The sequence below is a fragment of the Sphingomonas sp. NPDC092440 genome (assembly GCF_044754985.1).
Lineage (GTDB): Bacteria > Pseudomonadota > Alphaproteobacteria > Sphingomonadales > Sphingomonadaceae > Sphingomonas.
On sequence record NZ_JBIVQA010000022.1, the window covers coordinates 1 to 17514 of the forward strand.

Annotated in this window: 23 protein-coding genes; 12 read left to right on the forward strand and 11 right to left on the reverse strand. The window is 62.2% G+C overall.

Going from position 1 to position 17514, the window contains the following annotated elements; all coding sequences use genetic code 11:
• The first annotated feature begins 100 nt into the window (after positions 1 to 100).
• On the forward strand, positions 101 to 364 hold the full coding sequence (locus ACIQCS_RS22820) for a hypothetical protein (protein WP_062069418.1): 264 nt from the start codon (positions 101 to 103) through the stop codon (positions 362 to 364).
• A gap of 41 nt (positions 365 to 405) precedes the next feature.
• Here ACIQCS_RS22820 and ACIQCS_RS22825 read toward each other — a convergent pair whose 3' ends face one another.
• From ACIQCS_RS22825 to ACIQCS_RS22835, 3 genes are read right to left on the reverse strand one after another with little or no spacing between them, the layout of a single operon-like run.
• Positions 406 to 1293 (reverse strand): hypothetical protein, encoded by an 888-nt coding sequence (locus tag ACIQCS_RS22825; RefSeq protein ID WP_017980906.1) that lies wholly within the window; start codon positions 1291 to 1293, stop codon positions 406 to 408.
• Entirely contained in the window at positions 1290 to 2714 is a 1425-nt protein-coding gene (locus ACIQCS_RS22830) for a relaxase/mobilization nuclease domain-containing protein (RefSeq protein ID WP_029721116.1), read from the reverse strand. Before ACIQCS_RS22830 ends, ACIQCS_RS22825 begins: the two co-directional genes overlap by 4 nt.
• Entirely contained in the window at positions 2711 to 3364 is a 654-nt protein-coding gene (locus tag ACIQCS_RS22835; protein WP_231292106.1) for a ribbon-helix-helix domain-containing protein, read from the reverse strand. The genes ACIQCS_RS22830 and ACIQCS_RS22835 overlap by 4 nt, the downstream gene beginning before the upstream one ends.
• 272 nt (positions 3365 to 3636) lie before the next feature.
• Here ACIQCS_RS22835 and ACIQCS_RS22840 point away from each other — a divergent pair, with 272 nt between their 5' ends.
• Positions 3637 to 3903 carry a hypothetical protein gene (locus ACIQCS_RS22840; protein ID WP_017980903.1) on the forward strand — a complete coding sequence of 89 codons (267 nt, stop codon included), beginning with the start codon at positions 3637 to 3639 and terminating at the stop codon, positions 3901 to 3903.
• A 25-nt stretch (positions 3904 to 3928) separates the two neighbouring features.
• On the forward strand, positions 3929 to 4117 hold the full coding sequence (locus ACIQCS_RS22845; RefSeq protein WP_017980902.1) for a hypothetical protein: 189 nt from the start codon (positions 3929 to 3931) through the stop codon (positions 4115 to 4117).
• Between the two features lie 62 nt (positions 4118 to 4179).
• Here ACIQCS_RS22845 and ACIQCS_RS22850 read toward each other — a convergent pair whose 3' ends face one another.
• The 4 genes from ACIQCS_RS22850 to ACIQCS_RS22865 all read right to left on the reverse strand — a co-directional run bounded on the left by ACIQCS_RS22850 (position 4180) and on the right by ACIQCS_RS22865 (position 6690).
• Positions 4180 to 4533, reverse strand: a complete 354-nt coding sequence (locus ACIQCS_RS22850; RefSeq protein WP_017980901.1) for a hypothetical protein — start codon at positions 4531 to 4533, stop codon at positions 4180 to 4182.
• Positions 4530 to 5213, reverse strand: coding sequence for a ParA family protein (locus ACIQCS_RS22855; protein ID WP_017980900.1), 684 nt, complete (start codon positions 5211 to 5213; stop codon positions 4530 to 4532). The genes ACIQCS_RS22850 and ACIQCS_RS22855 overlap by 4 nt, the downstream gene beginning before the upstream one ends.
• Before the next feature lie 241 nt (positions 5214 to 5454).
• A complete protein-coding gene (locus ACIQCS_RS22860) occupies positions 5455 to 5790 on the reverse strand; it encodes a single-stranded DNA-binding protein (protein ID WP_017980899.1) in 336 nt (111 codons plus the stop codon).
• A gap of 267 nt (positions 5791 to 6057) precedes the next feature.
• Positions 6058 to 6690, reverse strand: a complete 633-nt coding sequence (locus ACIQCS_RS22865) for a recombinase family protein (RefSeq protein WP_017980898.1) — start codon at positions 6688 to 6690, stop codon at positions 6058 to 6060.
• Positions 6691 to 7034: 344 nt separating this feature from the next.
• On the opposite strand from ACIQCS_RS22865, the gene ACIQCS_RS22870 reads away from it, so the two are divergent.
• The 5 genes from ACIQCS_RS22870 (at position 7035) to ACIQCS_RS22890 (ending at position 10237) form a co-directional block, all read left to right on the forward strand.
• Positions 7035 to 7424: a hypothetical protein gene (locus ACIQCS_RS22870; protein ID WP_017980896.1), complete on the forward strand. Its 390-nt coding sequence runs from the start codon at positions 7035 to 7037 to the stop codon at positions 7422 to 7424.
• Between the two features lie 11 nt (positions 7425 to 7435).
• Positions 7436 to 7699 carry a hypothetical protein gene (locus tag ACIQCS_RS22875; RefSeq protein ID WP_017980895.1) on the forward strand — a complete coding sequence of 88 codons (264 nt, stop codon included), beginning with the start codon at positions 7436 to 7438 and terminating at the stop codon, positions 7697 to 7699.
• A gap of 235 nt (positions 7700 to 7934) precedes the next feature.
• The gene (locus ACIQCS_RS22880; protein ID WP_017980894.1) at positions 7935 to 8132 is read left to right on the forward strand and encodes a hypothetical protein; all 198 of its coding nucleotides are present in this window, start codon (positions 7935 to 7937) and stop codon (positions 8130 to 8132) included.
• A gap of 395 nt (positions 8133 to 8527) precedes the next feature.
• A complete protein-coding gene (locus ACIQCS_RS22885) occupies positions 8528 to 8965 on the forward strand; it encodes a LexA family transcriptional regulator (RefSeq protein WP_017980892.1) in 438 nt (145 codons plus the stop codon).
• Positions 8966 to 8974: 9 nt separating this feature from the next.
• The gene (locus ACIQCS_RS22890) at positions 8975 to 10237 is read left to right on the forward strand and encodes a Y-family DNA polymerase (RefSeq protein ID WP_017980891.1); all 1263 of its coding nucleotides are present in this window, start codon (positions 8975 to 8977) and stop codon (positions 10235 to 10237) included.
• A 352-nt stretch (positions 10238 to 10589) separates the two neighbouring features.
• Here ACIQCS_RS22890 and ACIQCS_RS22895 read toward each other — a convergent pair whose 3' ends face one another.
• From ACIQCS_RS22895 to ACIQCS_RS22905, 3 genes are all read right to left on the reverse strand, one after another.
• Positions 10590 to 10916 carry a Rap1a/Tai family immunity protein gene (locus ACIQCS_RS22895; protein WP_223178489.1) on the reverse strand — a complete coding sequence of 109 codons (327 nt, stop codon included), beginning with the start codon at positions 10914 to 10916 and terminating at the stop codon, positions 10590 to 10592.
• A gap of 75 nt (positions 10917 to 10991) precedes the next feature.
• A complete protein-coding gene (locus ACIQCS_RS22900) occupies positions 10992 to 11315 on the reverse strand; it encodes a PepSY domain-containing protein (protein ID WP_202408384.1) in 324 nt (107 codons plus the stop codon).
• Positions 11316 to 11392: 77 nt separating this feature from the next.
• Positions 11393 to 12283: a DUF1259 domain-containing protein gene (locus ACIQCS_RS22905; RefSeq protein WP_008603797.1), complete on the reverse strand. Its 891-nt coding sequence runs from the start codon at positions 12281 to 12283 to the stop codon at positions 11393 to 11395.
• A gap of 195 nt (positions 12284 to 12478) precedes the next feature.
• On the opposite strand from ACIQCS_RS22905, the gene ACIQCS_RS22910 reads away from it, so the two are divergent.
• The 4 genes from ACIQCS_RS22910 to ACIQCS_RS22925 all read left to right on the forward strand — a co-directional run bounded on the left by ACIQCS_RS22910 (position 12479) and on the right by ACIQCS_RS22925 (position 16713).
• Positions 12479 to 13402, forward strand: a complete 924-nt coding sequence (locus tag ACIQCS_RS22910) for a chromate resistance protein ChrB domain-containing protein (protein WP_008603798.1) — start codon at positions 12479 to 12481, stop codon at positions 13400 to 13402.
• A gap of 2 nt (positions 13403 to 13404) precedes the next feature.
• Entirely contained in the window at positions 13405 to 14802 is a 1398-nt protein-coding gene (chrA, locus tag ACIQCS_RS22915) for a chromate efflux transporter (RefSeq protein WP_008603799.1), read from the forward strand.
• A gap of 74 nt (positions 14803 to 14876) precedes the next feature.
• A complete protein-coding gene (locus ACIQCS_RS22920; protein WP_017184236.1) occupies positions 14877 to 15545 on the forward strand; it encodes a superoxide dismutase in 669 nt (222 codons plus the stop codon).
• Positions 15546 to 15633: 88 nt separating this feature from the next.
• A complete protein-coding gene (locus ACIQCS_RS22925; RefSeq protein ID WP_401531877.1) occupies positions 15634 to 16713 on the forward strand; it encodes a Cj0069 family protein in 1080 nt (359 codons plus the stop codon).
• 84 nt (positions 16714 to 16797) lie between these two features.
• On the opposite strand, the gene ACIQCS_RS22930 is transcribed toward ACIQCS_RS22925, so the two are convergent.
• Positions 16798 to 17358 (reverse strand): recombinase family protein, encoded by a 561-nt coding sequence (locus ACIQCS_RS22930; protein ID WP_017184234.1) that lies wholly within the window; start codon positions 17356 to 17358, stop codon positions 16798 to 16800.
• Between the last annotated feature and the right edge of the window lie 156 nt (positions 17359 to 17514).

Sequence of the window (17514 nt, forward strand, 5' to 3'; positions counted from 1 at the left end):
CCCCGATCGGCCCCATTTGCCCATTCACCCCCCGCTCTCGGCGAGGGCCAGAAGTCGATGTGAGCCATCGCCTTCGGCTCTATTCCAGAAAGGGACAATAATGGGTGTTACGAGTTTTCCTGCCGGCCTGCCCAATGTCGGCTATTCCATGCAGGCAGCCGCGATAGCGAGCGCGCTTGTCGAACGTGAGAACGCTGCCGACAACCGAGCAAAGCTGCGAGAGTGGCTAGATAGGATTGAAGGCCCCTTCCAACCCCTGTGGATCGACTTGGACGAAGGCCGGCATTTTGCCGAATTTCTGACCAACATGGTACGTGTAGGATCAGGTCTTGAGCCAGGCTCGTGCGAAGATCGTGTGCCGTAGCCGAAGCTCGACCACTCAAGCTGACAACCGCGAGGAGGCCCCTAGCGCCGCCTGCTGTTATCGGCCTCGATCGCGCTCGACCGCTCGCCGGCGTTCGTCTCCCGCCCTCTTGGAAGCGACGGGCGCTCGCCCGCCTCGATCCGATCGCCCAACTCGCCATGCAGCGCCGCCAGCTCGGCCGAAAGCTGCGCCTCGCCGATCGTCCCTTCGCGCTCGCGCTCTGCCTTGGCGAAAAGGTCCAGCGTCGGGGCAAGCTCGGCCTCCGCGAACAGTGCGACGCTTGGGCCAGCGCGCCACACCCGCGCTAGATCCTCCGAACGCGCCTTGCGCGCTTGCGAGGACCGATCTTGCGCTACCGTGCCGTGCGGCAACGCCGGCAACGCATCGCCGCGGCCATCGATCTCCGCGCGGGTGAGTGCCGCGAGCTGATAGCGCAGCACCCGCGCCTCGGGCGTGTCGGTGGGCGATGGTTCATATTGGCGGCTCAAGACATCGACCAGCTCGGCCGTGCCGGCGCTCTTGATCGTGCGCCGCCATTCCACCAGGGCGCGGCCCTCTGCGACATGATCGGGGGGTTGAAGGAGCATGAAGCGTTCGAGCAACGGATCATCCGCCACCTCGACGGGCAGAGGCATCCGGTTGCCCATAGCTGCGGCATAGGCGAACGCGGCAACCTCGGCCGTCTTCGCAAAGCCCGCGCGGTTCACGTCGCGGTCCTCGATCAACCGCCCAAGGATCGTCTCCAACACCGGCACCAAGTCCGTAACGCCCGCCTGACCGGCGTCGATCGTGTCGAGCCGATGGAGAATGTCCTTGTGCGTCGCCTCAATCCGCGCGTTGCTCTTCGCGATCGTGTCGAGCTGGCCCTGCACCATCGTAAGGGCGTCCAGCACAGCCGCCATGATGACGTCGTTGCCTTCCGTGGTCATCGCCGTGGTCCATCCTTATCGCGTGCCCGATCGCGCTCGCGTTGCTCTCGATCCCGCTCCTGGGTCTGTCGCATGATGTCATCCGCCTTGCCAGGCTCCGGCGCCGGAGCCGACCGACTGGCCTCGTCCATCAGCGAGCGCAGACGATCCGATACACCAGAAGGACGCTCGGCATTTGCGCCGCTCTGCGGCTGCTCGCGCGCCGACAAGTCGCTCTTGCCCGCCTCGATCTGCTCGCGCATCGCCTTCGCCCGCGCGAGCGCAGCGGCAACCGGATCTAGCGCCGGGGTCACACCTCCGTCGCGACCAGGCTGAGATGGAGCATCGCGCTCGCCCCTCGCCAATCGATCCGCCCGCACCGAATTGGGTTCCGGCGCCGGCATGGAAGCGACGAATTTCTCAAGGCTCTTGGCGATCGCCTGATCGGCGAGCGAGGGGGACGATGACAGCTCCGCAATCGACCGCTCATAGGCCGTCAACACCGTCGCCCGCTGATTGGCAAGGACAGCGTTCACCGGATCGGGAATGCCTCGGTCGCGGAAGCTCCGCGCGCGTTCGGCACGGCTTTTGTCCACGCGCGGAACCTGCCCCTTCTCCCGCACTTTCTTCGCCGCGATCGGCTCATGCTTCGGGTCGATGCCCCGCGCTCTCGCAGGAGTGGCGTTCGCCTCAATACCTCGATCTCGCAGCTTCGCCGCAAACCGCTGCCGATAGCGAAAGAGGTCATCGCGGCTCGGATGGAAACGGCGGCCATCATGATCGCGGCGCGCGAAAGTGAGGTGAACGTGGGGATGGTCGCGATCGACATGGAGCGACGCCACCCATGATCGGTTCGCAAACTCTTCGCGTGCGAAGTCCAGCGCCGCCTCTCTCAACCGCTCGGGATCGGTGCCCGCAGGCATGGAAAGGATCATGGAAATGGACGTAGCGCCCTTGCGACGCGCATCATCTCCCATCTCCCATTCCTGCCAATCCTGGGCAAGAATTTGCATGTCCTTCCCGTCGTGGAGAATGTCGCCATCACTCGTATAGAGCGGCACTTGCTTCTCCGCTCCATGCCCAAGGCGGCTGATATAAGAAAAGTTTGCGAGGACGTGCCCACCGCCATGTTGACGTCCCGTGATACGGACCATCACCTCTGGCGATCGTCGCGCGGTGCGATCCATCGCCGCGATTGCACGCCCGCTGACGCCCGCATGTGAGCCTGTTCCAAAGGCGTGTTTCGTCTGCGAGCTGGGACGGAACGCCGTCCCCGAATGCGACGATTTCGGAACCATAGCGGCGAGCGCAAAGACAAGTATCGCGTCACCCGACTTCGCACTCTTGCCCTTTCCGCCACCTGATCCCATCCGATACTTCTTGGGAGGCGCATAGACGCCCGCCATGGAATCGAGCGTGCCGGGGGAGAGCCGGAAACTCACTTCCCGGCATCCTTAAATGCCCCGGTCCAATAGCCCACTTCGCCCCCAACATATGAGGACAGCTCTCGCCGCGTTGCGAACAGAAGGGCCTTCAGGTCCGCGCAGGTTTCCAGGAACGGTTCGGCGATCCGGGCCAGGTTAAGCGTGCTCTCCGGCTGATTGGCCGCGTTCATCGCATGGACGGCTTGGTTGATGTTTCGGCCTATCGCCAGCACCTGCTTACGTACCTTACCGATCTCTGTCTGTGTAACCGGCGCGAGACGAAGCATCCCAGCTTTGTCCCAAAGCTGCCATCGTAGCGCTCGCTTGATCCATTCATTGCGGGTGAGACGTAGCGGCGTACCAATCCTGTCAATTGCCTCGATCTCGCTGCGATGGAGGCGCACCGTCACGCGAACCTGATCGTCAGGATGTCCCCGTCCCTCCTCTACGCCGATTGGAAGATCATCGTTCTCGGGAGAAAGCGCTGCCCGCGAAAGGACGTTCGCGATCCACGCACTGCGGGTTTGCCCATTTGCGGAAGCGATGCGGTCGATCTCGGCGATCAGCTCTTCCTTCAAACGCAGACTTACCATCATCCCTACAGCCCCGTGCAGCGGCACCACATCAGCCAATGTATTACATTGGTGCCATGTGGCATATCCTGCCATACCTAAACCTTGCTTCTACCTACCCCTCGAACCTCCATTTCTCAAGCCCAAACCGATAAAGACGTGGAGGAGGAGGTGCCTGTTTTCGGCGCCCTTCCCTCCCCTCGCCACCTCGGCCCACGGCGAGGCTTCATCAATCAAGCTGTGCGCCTTTGGCGCGCGTCATTCGTTTAGTTTTTTGCGACCGAGAGCATAACACACATCTGGCTTTCTCAACCCTCATTCGGCATGATCCGGCCGTCAAATCCTGCCATCGCAATCGGAGTAACCTCATGGCTCGCACATCTTCCAAGCCCGATCTTGCCAGCATCAAGGAGCGTCGTGAAAAGCTCCAAGCCGAGTTGGCCGAACTAGATGCGCAGGAGAAGGCCGCTGAGGCTGCGGCTCGGGATGCTGGCAGGCCCACTCTCATTTCTGCCCTCGACAAGATCAAGATCGCAGCCATGGAAAAGGCGGAGGCAAAAGCCATTGCAACGGCAATCTCGCAGCATGGCGCTAAGGCCGTAGCCGCTCATCTGGCATCATTGACTGCGGCCTAAGATCCATCGGAAGGAACATTCGCGGATGAAGAATCGACGCAAGCCGAAACCCCTCTCCTTCGCCGATCATCTTGGCGATCTGCCCGCAATGCTCACTGACCCGGTGCCTTTTGGCGTCGCACGTCCGCTCCGATCGGACGTGAAGCTATCCGACCTCCTGACTGCGGGCGACATCACCGAAGTCACACCGATGGAATCCGACAGGACGACATGACCCGAGGTTTCGCGGGCATCATATCCGGTTGCGATGGTCTCTTTGTCCGACGATCGCAGCCGTCACCGTTCGCCCCGCCTATTCCCCTCCACGATGGCCCGGAAGTCCTCGATCGACTTCCAATAGGCTTGGTGGCCTTTCTCCTCGGTGTAGGCGATAAACCACTCGATCAGCTCCTCCGGTCCCTTCACATAGACCGTCGCCGTAGGCTGGGCGACGCGCTTCCGGCGAAGCACACCCCTGCCCTGACCGCGATCCGTAAATCCCACCCGCTCGGCTCGGTCCATCGCCTCGCGTTCCCTCATAGGGTCGTTGACGATCGGCCCCTTGGGCATCCCGCCAAGGTCCAGTTTGGCGGGTGCGGCACCCTCCTCCTTTGGTTTCTCGCCGCTCTTGCTGAAACCGAAGTCGGTCATGCGGGATACTCCTCTCGCAGCGCAGCCACGACGGATTGCGCCAACTCGCCAGCGTTCTTGATCGCGTTCTCGACCTGTTGCCCGGAGCCCTTATCCAGCTCGGATAGCAGCAACCCGAACTCGAAAATGTCGCGATAGGCTGCGCGCTCAACGAGCGACGTATCGAGTAATGGCAGCTCGGCCGCGTTGATAGCATCGACGATCCGCTTGGCCGTTTTGGTCGCGATGGCTGCGTTCGTTCGGCTCCTGACAAGGCGGAACGGGATGCTCCTTCGCAGCGCTTCCTCCTCCTCTTTGATCGCCCTGACGGCTTGCGCCGCCAGCTCCGCATCGATCGGAGAAAGATTGAACGGCACGAGGACCATGTGCGACCGCGCCAGCGCCCGCGAGGTCATCTGCGAAGCTGATCCCTCAAGGTCCACGATGACGAACTCGTCTTCGTTCGAAACGCGGTCGATGGTGCTAATCATTTCCGCCTGGGTCGGCCTTGGGATCACGCGATAGGGCAAATCCCTCCCCGCCCTCTCCCGCTTCTGTGCCCACTTTTCGATGATGGCGTTGGGATCAGCGTCAATAACGGTGACGCGCGCCCCGTTTGTCGCGAGCGTGTCAGCAAGGACAAGCGCGAGCGTCGTCTTGCCGGCACCGCCCTTCGGATTGCCTATCGAGATAACCGCCATCTTCGACCCTTCACTAATCGATCAATCCTAAAGCGATCCAATCGAAAGCCATTGGATTTCGACAGTGATTGCGAACGGCAATCTAAAGCCTGTCACAAGGCATGTCCATTGCCTTTCGCCAGCCTTGCGATTTACATTGGATAGCGCAAGCCACTCGCACGCCTTGCGATTGCCTTTCGATTGCTAAATGGAAATCCTTTTAGCAATCGAGCGGGGCGGGCTCTGCCGCCCCGCATCGACCTTAATCCTCGCCGTCATCCTCGGCAGGCTTGCCGTTATAGGCGAGGGTGGCGAAGGCGTCGGCGATCAGGTCCACGCCATAGACCGTCTCGCCCTGACGATCATACTGCGTCTGACGGACCCGGCCCGTGATGTGTACCAAGTCGCCGGAGCCCATCTTCTGAACGCGCTCGATGCCCTTGCCGAAGACGGTGACGCGGTTCCAGTGGGTATCGTCCTGCCACTCACCATTGACCTTGCGGCCATAGTTAGCGGCGACGTTGATATAAGCCACCTTGTCCAGAACCTCGATGCGACCGACGCGACCGATGATGCGAAATTCAGCGATGTTCCTCATAATGCCATTCCTTCATACGTCGTTGCTGACGCACTTTTCCGGGGCGGCACCCCTGACGCGGGCAAGCTGAAAAACGGAGGGTCCGCTTGCGGAAACCGTAGGCGCGCAGCGCCGGTTTTCTGCTTGGGGCGCAGACCGAACCCGCATTAGGCAGGGATAGACGCCCAGGTGCGTCAGACAGCAACGCCGTGAAGGAAGCTCGGCGCTGGAACTCGATCGCCACGCAGACAGGCAGACCCGTCGATTGGGTGGATTAGATGACGACCATCACGCCGCTTTCTTGGCCCTCTCGGTCTGACGGGGAGGGGAGGGGAGGGCTGCCAGCTCGCCTCCCTGTGCGGCCTTGTCCTTGTCGAGCCGTTTATAGATGGCCTGACGGCTTACGCCCAACAGCTTCGCGACAGCCGCTGCGCCCATGTTCGTCGGCTCGGCCATCAAGGTCTTGGCCTGCGTCCATTGCTCGTCGCCGATCAATGCGGGACGGCCGAGTTTCTTGCCTGCGCGGCGCGCCGACTGGAGGCCGGCATTCGTGCGCTCCCGGATCACGTCCCGCTCGAACTGAGCGAAGGCACCAACCATATGGAAGAAGAGACGCCCTGCCGGCGTCACCGTCTCGATCTGCTCTGTGAGCGATCGAAACCCTACGTCCAGCCCCGCAAGCAATTCCAGCTCACCAATCAGAGCGGGGAGGGACCGACCAAGGCGGTCCAGTCGCCACACCATGATCTCGTCACCGGCACGCACCTGGCGCAACATATCTCCGTATGCGGGTTTAAGGACCATCGACCCGCTGATGCCCTTGTCCTCAAAGATGGCCTCCGCACCCGCCGCGCGGAGCGCGTCGATCTGTAGGGCTAGGTTCTGTTCGCCAGTGCTGACACGGGCATATCCGAGTTTCATAATCGGCCCTTTGTGATATACTCGCTTTGTTCTGATCGGCGTCGGAATCGCTGTCAACCAAATGTGCAATTTTTTGTATTTAGTTGACAGCCGCAAATTCGCCAGTTTTTGTGCGCTGCACAATCCCTGAAAATGCTGGAGATTCTTTTTAGCGCAGGGTTCGTGGTTGTCAGTCAACTAAACCACCGTTTTGTTGACATCATGTCGCCCTTGCAAGCAGCCGTCTTTGCCACCTTGAGGGAGGGCCATCCGGGAGACGCTCGGCTCTTCGGATTGAAAGAAGCCACAATGAGCATAGACTATCTAGGGTATGGTGCGGACGGCATGGTTTGGAGCAATATCCTATGGTGAGGGCGGACAAGACCAAAGCAGTCAGAATCATCGACCACTTCGTACTCGGCGGGTTCCTTGTCTGCGAGAATCCGTTCAGCGCCGCGCACCAGCTCCAGCTCCGCGTCCGTTTCAACGCCTTGGACAGCCGCGTATCTCAGGCGTGGTCGCGTACTGTTATGGCAATGCCTGGCGCCATTATAGCGGCATTGGCAGCGGGACCAATCTATCGGGGGGTGGGCCTTCCGCATGATGCGATTTTGCCGATGGTGCGGCTCGCGGCCTCTTTCCCATTTCTCGTCCTTGCCTTCGGCATCGCGATCGGCGTGCCGGCCTATTGGAAGCGCCGTGGTTTGCAGCAGGAAGCCGCCCGCCTAGAGATGCGGAAACGCTCTCGGAATTGAGAGGAAAGCACATGCCAAGCCTGCATCGTCCGATCGACGATCGCGATCTTTCCAATTACCCCCTCAAGCGGATCGTGATCGAGCTGCAGGCGCCCAAGACTGCAACGGTGAACGACATGCTGCAAGATCTGGATGAGATCGCGGACCGGCTCCGAAATGGGGAGACCGATTTCGCCGCGGAGGCGCTGTTCGGCTACCGGGTCGCTGTGGGGGAGGGCGTGGCGGCTCTCTTCCATGAAAGCGCGGGTAGCAGCGAAGCCGCATCGTCCTCTTGAGTATGCACAGCGCTCAATCCCGCTCCGACATCATTCTTCGCTACGCGCAGTCCATGACTGCTTGCTTCGGAGCCCGCGCCGGTGAGGTGGCGGCCTTACAGCGCGACCAAGCCCAGGCCATTGATCCTCAAGCTCAGCGAACATGGGCGGCGATCTGCGTTGCATTGGGGCAGGGTCCAATGCTCAGGGTTGCAGACTAGCTTACAATCAATCCGACGCCTGCTAGAAGGCGGCCATGCCCAAAGACCGGACCAAATGGCGCGCCGATCGCGGATCGCGCGCACTCAAGCGCATCGCTGAAATCGAGACCTCGATCACGGTGCTCACCGATGACGATCTGCTGGACCTCGCCGACATATTTTCGGGCGGCGATAGCGCGATCGGTGAGATCGCCGCCTTGGAAATGGCGAAGCGCAATATCAGCCTTGGATAAATGGTCGCCAACTTCAACAGGCTGGACGATCTCCGCCTAGCATCCATGAACGTGAAAGCGGAGTGTGGGAATTGCGGCCATGTCGGCATTGTCGATGGGCCGAAACTTTGGCGATGGTTCGCCATTCATCGTTGGGATGCGACGATGACCAAAGTCGCCGATCACATGCGTTGCAGCGTCTGCCGGCGTCACCCGACCATGCTGACGCCTACCGAAACGTCCCCGTCGATGGACTTCGGCCCGTGCAGCGAGGCCGAATGGAAAGCGGTCGTGGCGCGCCTGCGGAGGTAAAGGAAAGCGACGCGATTGTGGAAAAGCGACGAACCGCCAACAAGGCGTGTTCCCAATATGTTCCTATGCGCGTTATGAGGGAGCAAGAGACAGGGATTCTGAACATGATGCTGCCGACCGCGCAGCCGGTCCCGCTCGCCGATATGGCGCCGGGGCTCCGGCTTAGGCCGATCGGCGTTGCGGGAGCTGGCTTTCCAAGTCCCGCCCAGGATTGGGAAGAGGACGCCATCAACCTGGCCGAACTGCTGAGGCTCAACCGGGCCGGCAGTTTTGTCTTCCGTATCGACGGGTCCAGCATGGTCGATGCCGGCATCGCGGATCGCGACGTGGTTGTGGTCGATCGCGATGTGACCCCGCGAAGCGGGGACATCGTGATTGCGATCGTCGCGGGCGGATTCGTCTGCCGCCAGCTCGTCTATCGAGGCCGCGTGCCGTATCTGGAGGCACGCAACAGCCGCCAGAGCTACCCGGAACAGATGGCGGACGATCAGACGGAGATATGGGGCGTGGTGCGCGCCGGTGTCCGCGACTACCAGCGGTAGGCGCGGCCGATGACCTACGCGATCGTCGATATCGCAAACTTCTACGTCAGCTCTGAAAGGGTATTCGATCCCAGGCTGCGCCGTGTGCCGGTCGTCGTCCTGTCCAACAACGACGGCTGCGCGATAGCGCGGAGCGAGGAGGCCAAGGCCCTCCATATCAAGATGGGCGAGCCGTTTTTCAAAATCCGCGACATCATCAAGCGACACGGAATCGAGGTCCGATCATCCAACTACGAACTCTATGCCGACATGAACCGTCGCTTCAACGCGGTGATCGCGGAGCATAGCGACATCGTGGAGATCTACTCGATCGACGAAAGCTTCTACCGTCTCCCCGTCCTGCCGAATGGGTTGGGTGACGTGGCTGCGGCGCACAGGTTGCGCGAGGCCATCGCCCGCACCACAGGGCTTCCCACCCGCATCGGGCTCGGCCCGACGCGGGCCTTGTCCAAGGTCGCGAACGCGCTCGCCAAGGCCACGGAAAAGGTGTGGGGCGGTGTCGTGGATCTCCATGACAAGGAGCTACGCGCGCGCCTCTTCGCCGAGTGGCCGGTCCATGAGGTCTGGGGCGTCGCAAAAGCGCTTTCCGTTCGCCTTCATCCCCTTGGGGTCCGCACAGCGGCCGATCTGGCGGCTCTTCCTCCGGCCGTCGCGCGCGATGTCGGCACGGTCGTTCTGGAACGCCTCGTGCGCGAACTGAACGGTATCGAGTGCGACGATTTCAAGCCCGAGCCGGAGGCGAGCAAGGCGACGGCCGTCACGCGCCAGTTTGGCGCGCCTGTCACCGATCTCGCCGAGCTGCGCGAGGCAATGGTGCGGCGCGCGGTGCGCGCGGCCGAGAAGATACGGCACCAGGCCCTCATGGCGACGCGCCTGATCGTATTCGCCCACGGCTCGCGCTACCGACCCAACCCGCCATCTGCGAGCCGTCAGACGCGCTTGTCGCCGCCCAGCAACGATCCGCGCATCATCGCCGGACTCGCCGGCAAGATGATGGAGGCAATGTATCAGCCGGGGGGTGTCTATACGAAGTGCGGCGTGCTGCTGGAGGAGCTGGTGCCGGAAGGCGCGGGGCAAGGCGATCTTTTCGCCGTCGCCGATCCTCGCGCGCCCGCCCTGCTTGCGGCGATGGATGGCCTCAATGATCGCTATGGGCGCGGCACGGTCCAGCTCGCTGCGCAAGGCTTTGGCGCGCGAGGATTCGATACCAAGCGCAGCCATAAGAGCCCGTCGTGGACGACGGACATCAATCAGATACCGATAGCGAGGTAACGTCGCGATGGGGATAAGCAAAATGGAGGATTAGGCTCCACTCGATTCCTGCTCTGGCTGATATTCCCCCAAAATGACTTCCTGTTCATCGGGCCTCTGCGGCTGCCGAACCATGATGATTTTCCCGTCCCGACAGGAAGGGATCGGCTGTTCCCGCTGCCGGACCCAGTTGGGCGTCACCTCAAGGTTTGTGCGCCAGACAACGATTTGGCAGACATAATGCGAACATCGGCTAATTAGCGAGCTTGAGGCGCGACATGGGATCGTTGAGCTGGCGGAATTCACCGCCAGGCGGACGCTCCGCCTGCCCTCAAAGGCAGCCGCCGGGCAGGCTACGCCGCGGGGTACGATGCTACTGACATGGCCAAGCCTTCGCTAACGAGCGTTCAGCTCCGGCCACCATATGAACACTCATAAAATAGCTATTCTGCTCCGCCCAGCGTAAATATGCCGCGCGCAGCGCCGATCGGTCATAGCGTGGAGCGCGGCATTCCGCTTTTCGCGCGACGATCATCATGTCGAGCACGCCTTGGAGGTAAGCGCCGCATCGCGGCTCATTCGCTTGACAGCTTACGAACAACGCCGAGCCCGTCGCCGACGCGGGTTCGGTTTGGCCGATCGCACTATCAGGCAGGGCGGCCAAAGCGGCGCATAACAATATCCATCGCCTTGGCCGCATTTTCGTCTCCTATTCCGCAGTATCATTTCGGAAGGGGCGCACGGCCCTCGACGGCCGGCGCCCCGTGCTGATCCATCATTCGCGGCCGAGCACCTGGCCTTCGGGCGTGACGAACAGTTCGATCGTCTTTCCGTCGCTGTTCTTGCCCTTGATTTCATAGAGCGTGCTTCCGTCCGCCTTTCGGGTGACTTGCTCCGCTTTGCTTATTGACGCGAGTTGCGCGCGTGCCGCGTTCATCGCGGCCTCGGGCACCTGAGCAAGCGGGATGTCTCGTTCGCTGTGCTTGCCGATTATCCGGTTTTCGTTCGCCTCGTGGTTTTGCGCGATCGCCACGCCCGCGATCGCCAGCGCGGCCGCGCCCACGCCTGCGACAACAGTGAGAGTTCGTTTGCTAGCCATGTTCCATTCCACTTCCTGCATAAGGGCCGTGGGGTCGGGCGGGCGGCGGTTACGGCCCAATGAGCCGTCGTCCGAGTTCAACTCCTCTGATTGTTCATCCTGTCGAGCGCCGCGCGCAGCCCACGGGCGAGCTTGGCTGCGTCGTCGTTGGCCCAGAAGTGCATGAAGAACAGCCGCGGCTCGTCGTTTAGCATATGATTATGCAGCGCCGTGACCTCGATCCCGTTCGTCCGCAGCACGCGCAGGACCGGATCGACCTCGTTTGCGACAAGTACGAAATCGCCGGTGATGGCGGCTCGGCCGTCCCCGGTTGGCTGAAAGTTGATCGCGGTCGCCGTGCCCATCGTCGGCGGAGTCTCCATATCGCCGTCCATCAGCCGCTCGGCGCGCGGAAAGCTGTATTGGAGGATGCCACCGGCCGTCTTGCCCTCACCGCCCATCAACCGGTTGAGCGCGGCCACATCGAGGTCGAGCCGCGATGCGGCTGCGCTGGCCGAAGGCGATTGCGGCGCGGCGAGCGGGGTCCGACTGGCTGATAGCGCTTGCCGGAGCGCGGCCGCGAGCTTCACCGGGTCGCCGTGGCCGGCAATGTGCATGTACATGGTCGCAGGCGAAGAGCGGAGCAGGTGATTGTGGAGCGCGGTGATCGTAAAACCGCTTGCGAGCAGGCGGCTCAAAACGGGGTTCACCTCGTCGTGGGTCAGCACGAGATCGCCCATCACCATCGCCTCGTCGCCCATCGGCTGAAACGCCGCCCAAGAGCCGAGCGCGAGGGAGGGCTTGATCGTCACCCCATCCAGCGTGACGCTCAGGTCCGAACGCGGGAAGCTGTAGCGGTGAACGCCCCCCGGCTGTTCGGCCCCCGCTCGTCCTATCGCCCGGTCGACAGCCGACCAGTCCGGCGCTGCCCATGCCGGGCTTGCCAGCAGGAGGCTGGCGAATCCCAAGGCGATGGTCTTTTTCAGCATAATTGATCCTTCATCAGCGCACTCGACACGGAAAGCCTCACGTCATGCGAGCGCGCCGCCGGCGAGCCGCGACATTGCGCTCCGGTTTCTTTCTTCGGGATAAGCAGTCCTATGCTCATGAGGCTTGTGATGCAACCCTTACACTTGTAGGCTAGTGACGATACAACTATGACAAACACACAAGCTTCCCCTTGGTTGCTCCTGATCCCGCAGCTTCCGGCTAAGCCTGCCTATTTGCGGGTGAAGGTCTGGCGGCGTTTGCAGGCGATCGGGGCCGCGCCGCTCAAGAACGCCGTCCATGCGCTCCCCAATCGCGAGGACACGCGCGCGCTGTTCGAAGAACTGCATCGCGAGATCACCGAAAATGGCGGCGAGGCGCTGATCCTCGAAGCGCGCCTTGTCGGCGGCATGGGCGATGCGGAGCTGCGCGGAGTGTTCGACGCTGCGCGTGACGCCGACTATGAGGAGTTGGCACGCGAGGCGCGCGCGCTGTGTGAGGGCGAGTATGTCGCGGCGGCGGATGTGGGCCGCCTGCGCAAACGCCTGAACGAGGTCGCCGCGATCGACTTTTTCGGTGCGCATGGTCGGCAGGCGGCACAGGCCGCCATCACCGAGGCGGACCGCCGCTCTCACCAACATCCCGATGTGAGCGGCCCCGGTGCGCCCGAGCTGACCCCGGCGGAGCTAAAGCGCCGCGTTTGGGTGACGCGCCGCCATGTCCATGTCGATCGCATCGCGTCCGCCTGGCTCATTCGCCGCTTCATCGACCCCGAGGCGAGCTTCAAGTTCGTCGAGGGCAAAGGATATGTGCCGGAGCCTGACGAACTGAGGTTCGACATGGCGGACGCTGAGTTCACCCACGAAGGCGACCGCTGCTCCTTCGAGACCTTGGTGTTCCTCACCGGTCTCGAGACCGACCCCGCGCTGCGGGCGCTCGGCGAAATTGTTCACGACCTTGATATTGCCGATGCTCGGTTCGAGCGCCCGGAAACTCCGGGAGTGAGCGCGCTTATCGCCGGCATCTGTGCCGGCACCGACGACGACGAGGAGCGGATCGCGCGCGGATCGACCGCGCTCGACGGATTCTATGCTCACTTCACCCGGCGAAAAGAGGACTAAAGATGGAGGCCAGCGCACGCGCTGAAATCGCAGTCGAGACGCTGCACGAGCACGGCATCAGCTTTGGCGAGGCGGTGCGCGTCTGGATCAGGGTCGCGCTGCTCAGCTTCGGCGGACCGGCGGGCCAGATAGCGGTGATGCATCGCATCCTGGTCGAGGAGAAGCGCTGGATCGGCGAGGAGCGGTTCCTCCACGCGCTCAACTATTGCATGCTGCTGCCCGGCCCTGAAGCGCAACAGCTAGCTGTCTATATTGGCTGGTTGCTCCATAAGACCAAGGGCGGCCTGGTCGCGGGCGCGCTATTCGTGCTGCCCGGCTTCCTCGCGATTTTAGGGCTCAGCTATGTCTATGTGCTGCTCGGCGAAGTGGCGCTGGTCGAGGGATTGTTCTTCGGATTGAAGGCCGCCGTGCTGGCGGTGGTGCTACAGGCGGTGGTCCGGGTGGGTTCGCGTGCCTTGAAGAACAACGTCATGCGCGGTTTTGCCGCGCTGGCGTTCGTCGCGATCTTCGTGCTCGACGTGCCCTTCCCGCTGATCGTGCTTGCCGCCGCGCTGATCGGCTTCTTCGGTGGCCGCGCTGGTTACGCCGCATTCAAGGGCGGCGGCGGACATGGTCCCGCCGGCGCTGAGATAATCCACGACCGCGACACCGCTCTTGGCGAGGGCCTTCCCGACCATGCCCGGCCGAACCTCTCTTGGTCGCTGCGCATCTCCGGCGTCCTGCTGCTGCTCTGGCTCGGGCCGGTCGCAGCGCTGCTGTTCGCGTTCGGCCCCGACGACGTGTTCAGCCGCATCGCCACCTTCTTCAGCCAGATGGCGGTGGTGACCTTCGGCGGCGCCTATGCGGTGCTCGCCTATGTCGCGCAGGAGGCAGTCGAGACCTATGGCTGGCTCCAGCCCGGCGAGATGCTCGACGGGCTCGGCATGGCCGAGACCACGCCCGGGCCGCTGATCATGGTGACGCAGTTCGTCGGCTTCCTCGCGGCCTTCCGCGAAGCGACCGGGCTGCCGCCGCTCGTCGCCGCGACCTTCGGCGCAATCCTCACCACCTGGGTTACCTTCCTGCCATGCTTCCTGTGGATCTTCGCCGGCGCGCCATTCATCGAGCGGCTGCGCGGCAACCGCGCATTGTCGGCCGCGCTTTCGGCGATCACCGCCGCAGTGGTCGGCGTGATCCTCAATCTGGCGGTCTGGTTTGGTATCCACACTCTGTTCGAGCAAGTCCGCGAAGTGCCGTTCGCAGCCGGCACCATCGATCTCCCAGTCCTAACGTCCGTCAACTGGCCGGCGCTGGCGCTCGCGGTGGGTGCGATACTCGCCATGTTCCGGTTCAAGGCCGGCATGCTGCCGGTGCTCGGCGTCTGCTCGGTCCTCGGGGCCGCATATGTAATGATCATCTGAAGGAGTGACGCGTGACGATCGACCATCTTTCCCGACGCAGTGCAATCGCAACTCTTGGCATCGGAGCCGCCGCCATGACTATCAACGAAGCCTCTGCGCAGACGCCGGCCGCAGCGCCGGCGGCTGTCCCCGCCTTTGCCGGAAATCATCAGGTCAAGCCGCTCAGGTTCAATCCCGCCAGGCTTCACGGCCTCTCCGAAAGGCTGATCACATCGCACCACGAGAACAATTATGCGGGCTCGGTCAAGGCCCTGAATATGATCGAGACACGACTTGCCGCCGCGCTCGCTGACACGGACCTGCCGCCGGTGGTCTATGGCGGATTGAAGCGCGAGGAGCTGCACCGCACCGGCTCGGTCGTGCTCCATGAGGTCTATTTCGACGGGCTCGGCGGCAACGGCCAGGCAGCCGGTTCCATCCGCGACGCGCTGGGCGCGGCGTTCGGCTCGTTCGACCGCTGGGAAGCCGACTTCCGCCGTACCGGGATGAGCCTTGCCGGCGGATCGGGCTGGTGCGTGCTCGTCTACAATCTCCACACGCGCTCGCTGCACAACCATTGGGCGTGGGATCATATGCACGGTGCGATTGCCGGCGTGCCGCTGCTCGCGCTCGATATGTACGAGCACAGTTTCCACATGGATTACGGCACCGCCGCCGCCAAATATGTCGACGCCTTCTTCCGCAACATCGACTGGGAAGTGGTCGACCGGCGCTATGCCGCGGCTTTGCGCGGCGGCGGCTGAACCCGACCGCCGTGGCTTAACACCCACTGCTGCGCGACACCTGAGTTCGCGACCACAAAGGGGACAGGTCCGATGGGGAGATGCAACAATGACATCCGGCCCGAACATCGCTCTTCTTTGGCGTGGGAAAGCAGCCGAGTGGACGCATCGCTTTCATGAAGCCCGGCAGTGGCCGATAATGCAGGCCTTGCGGGCGCTCGGGGCGACCGCAAGGCCTGTACTGTACAGGGACGAGGCGGTTCGCGAGATTCGGGACGAGCTGCTGTCGTGCGACGCAGTGCTGGTCTGGGTGAATCCGTTGGACATTTCAGGCGACCGCTCGCAGCTCGATCCAATGCTGCGCGAAGTCGCGGGGTGCGGCGTTGTCGTCAGCGCGCATCCTGACGTGATCGCCAAAATCGGCGTCAAGGAAGTGCTCTACACAACGCGATCCATGGAATGGGGCAGCGATGTCGATCGATACGTGGACGCTGAAGGCCTTCGCGCTCGTTTCCCCGAACATCTTGCCGCAGGCCCGCGCGTGCTGAAGCCGAACTACGGCAACGGCGGCAGGAATGTATGGCGTGTCCAACTAGACGAAGCGGGAAACGCTCCGGCTTTGAAAACGTCGGTGAAAGTTCAAGAGGCCCGCCAAGGAAGCAAATCGGAGCGCATCAGCCTAGCCGAGTGCTTGGAAAGGTGGGTGCCGTTTCTAAACGACGGCGGCGTGCTGATCGATCAGGCTTATCAGCCGCAGTCGTCCGAGGGCATGGTCCGCTGCTACGTGTGCGGGCACCGAGTGGTTGGCTTTGGGCACAACCTGATCACTGCGCTGATGACGCCAACGGCCATTGATACAACGTCGTCAACCCCACAGCCGATGGGCCGCGCCATGTTCGGACCGGAGGTGACGCGCTTCGCAGCCTTACGGAAAGCGATGGAGGATCGCTGGATTCCAGAGATGCAAAGGTTGCTGTCGATCGCCGACCACGATCTTCCGCTTCTTTGGGACGCCGACTTCCTATTTCGCCCTGGTGAAGCCATCAGCGATGGCTCCTATGCGCTTTGCGAGATCAATGCTAGTTCGGTTGCACCATTTCCGCCAAGCGCCGTCCAGCCAGTCGCCGCAGCGGCAATCGGTCGCGTTCTTGCCATTCGTTTGACGAAGGAGACCTCCAATCCTCATTGATATGATTCAAGCAATTCAAGAGACGTGACATTGGTCGTATCAATCAGACAAGCCTAAGGGTGAGCGAGGCTGGGTGAAACCGGCTCAGGTGGCAGCGCGGAGATACTGGTAGAGGGTTTCGCGACTGATCCCCAGGTCACGGGCGATGACGGCCTTGCGCTCGCCGTCATCAACACGGCGGTGCAGCTCGGCGACCATTTCGTCGGAGAGGGAACGTTTCCGCCCGCGATAAGCACCGCGTTGTCTGGCGACCGCAATGCCTTCGCGCTGCCGCTCCCGGATCAGGGCGCGCTCGAATTCGGCGAACGCACCCATGACCGAGAGCATCAGGTTGGCCATCGGGGAATCCTCGCCCGAGAAGGCCAGGCTTTCCTTCACGAACTCGATCCGGACGCCTCTTTTGGTGAGGGACTGAACCAGTTTGCGCAGATCGTCGAGATTACGCGCCAATCGATCCATGCTGTGGACCACGACGGTGTCACCCTCGCGGGCGAAGGCGAGCATGGCATCGAGTTCGGGGCGGTTGATGTCCTTGCCCGATGCCTTGTCGGTGAAAATCCGGTCGAGCGACTGCCCGTCCAACTGGCGATCGACATTCTGATCGAATGTGCTCACCCGGACGTAACCGATCCTCTGGCCTTTCATCGCCGCCTCCGGTCAAAATGTCAGGTTGAATTCTATGACACGGCGGAACATGCGTCAATAAATGCTTGCCATAACCCTATCCTGACAGAAACCGCCGCTGCATCCTGACGTCCGGTTAGGCTATACTCCAGATTGACGCTAGCCTGTCGCTCTCGA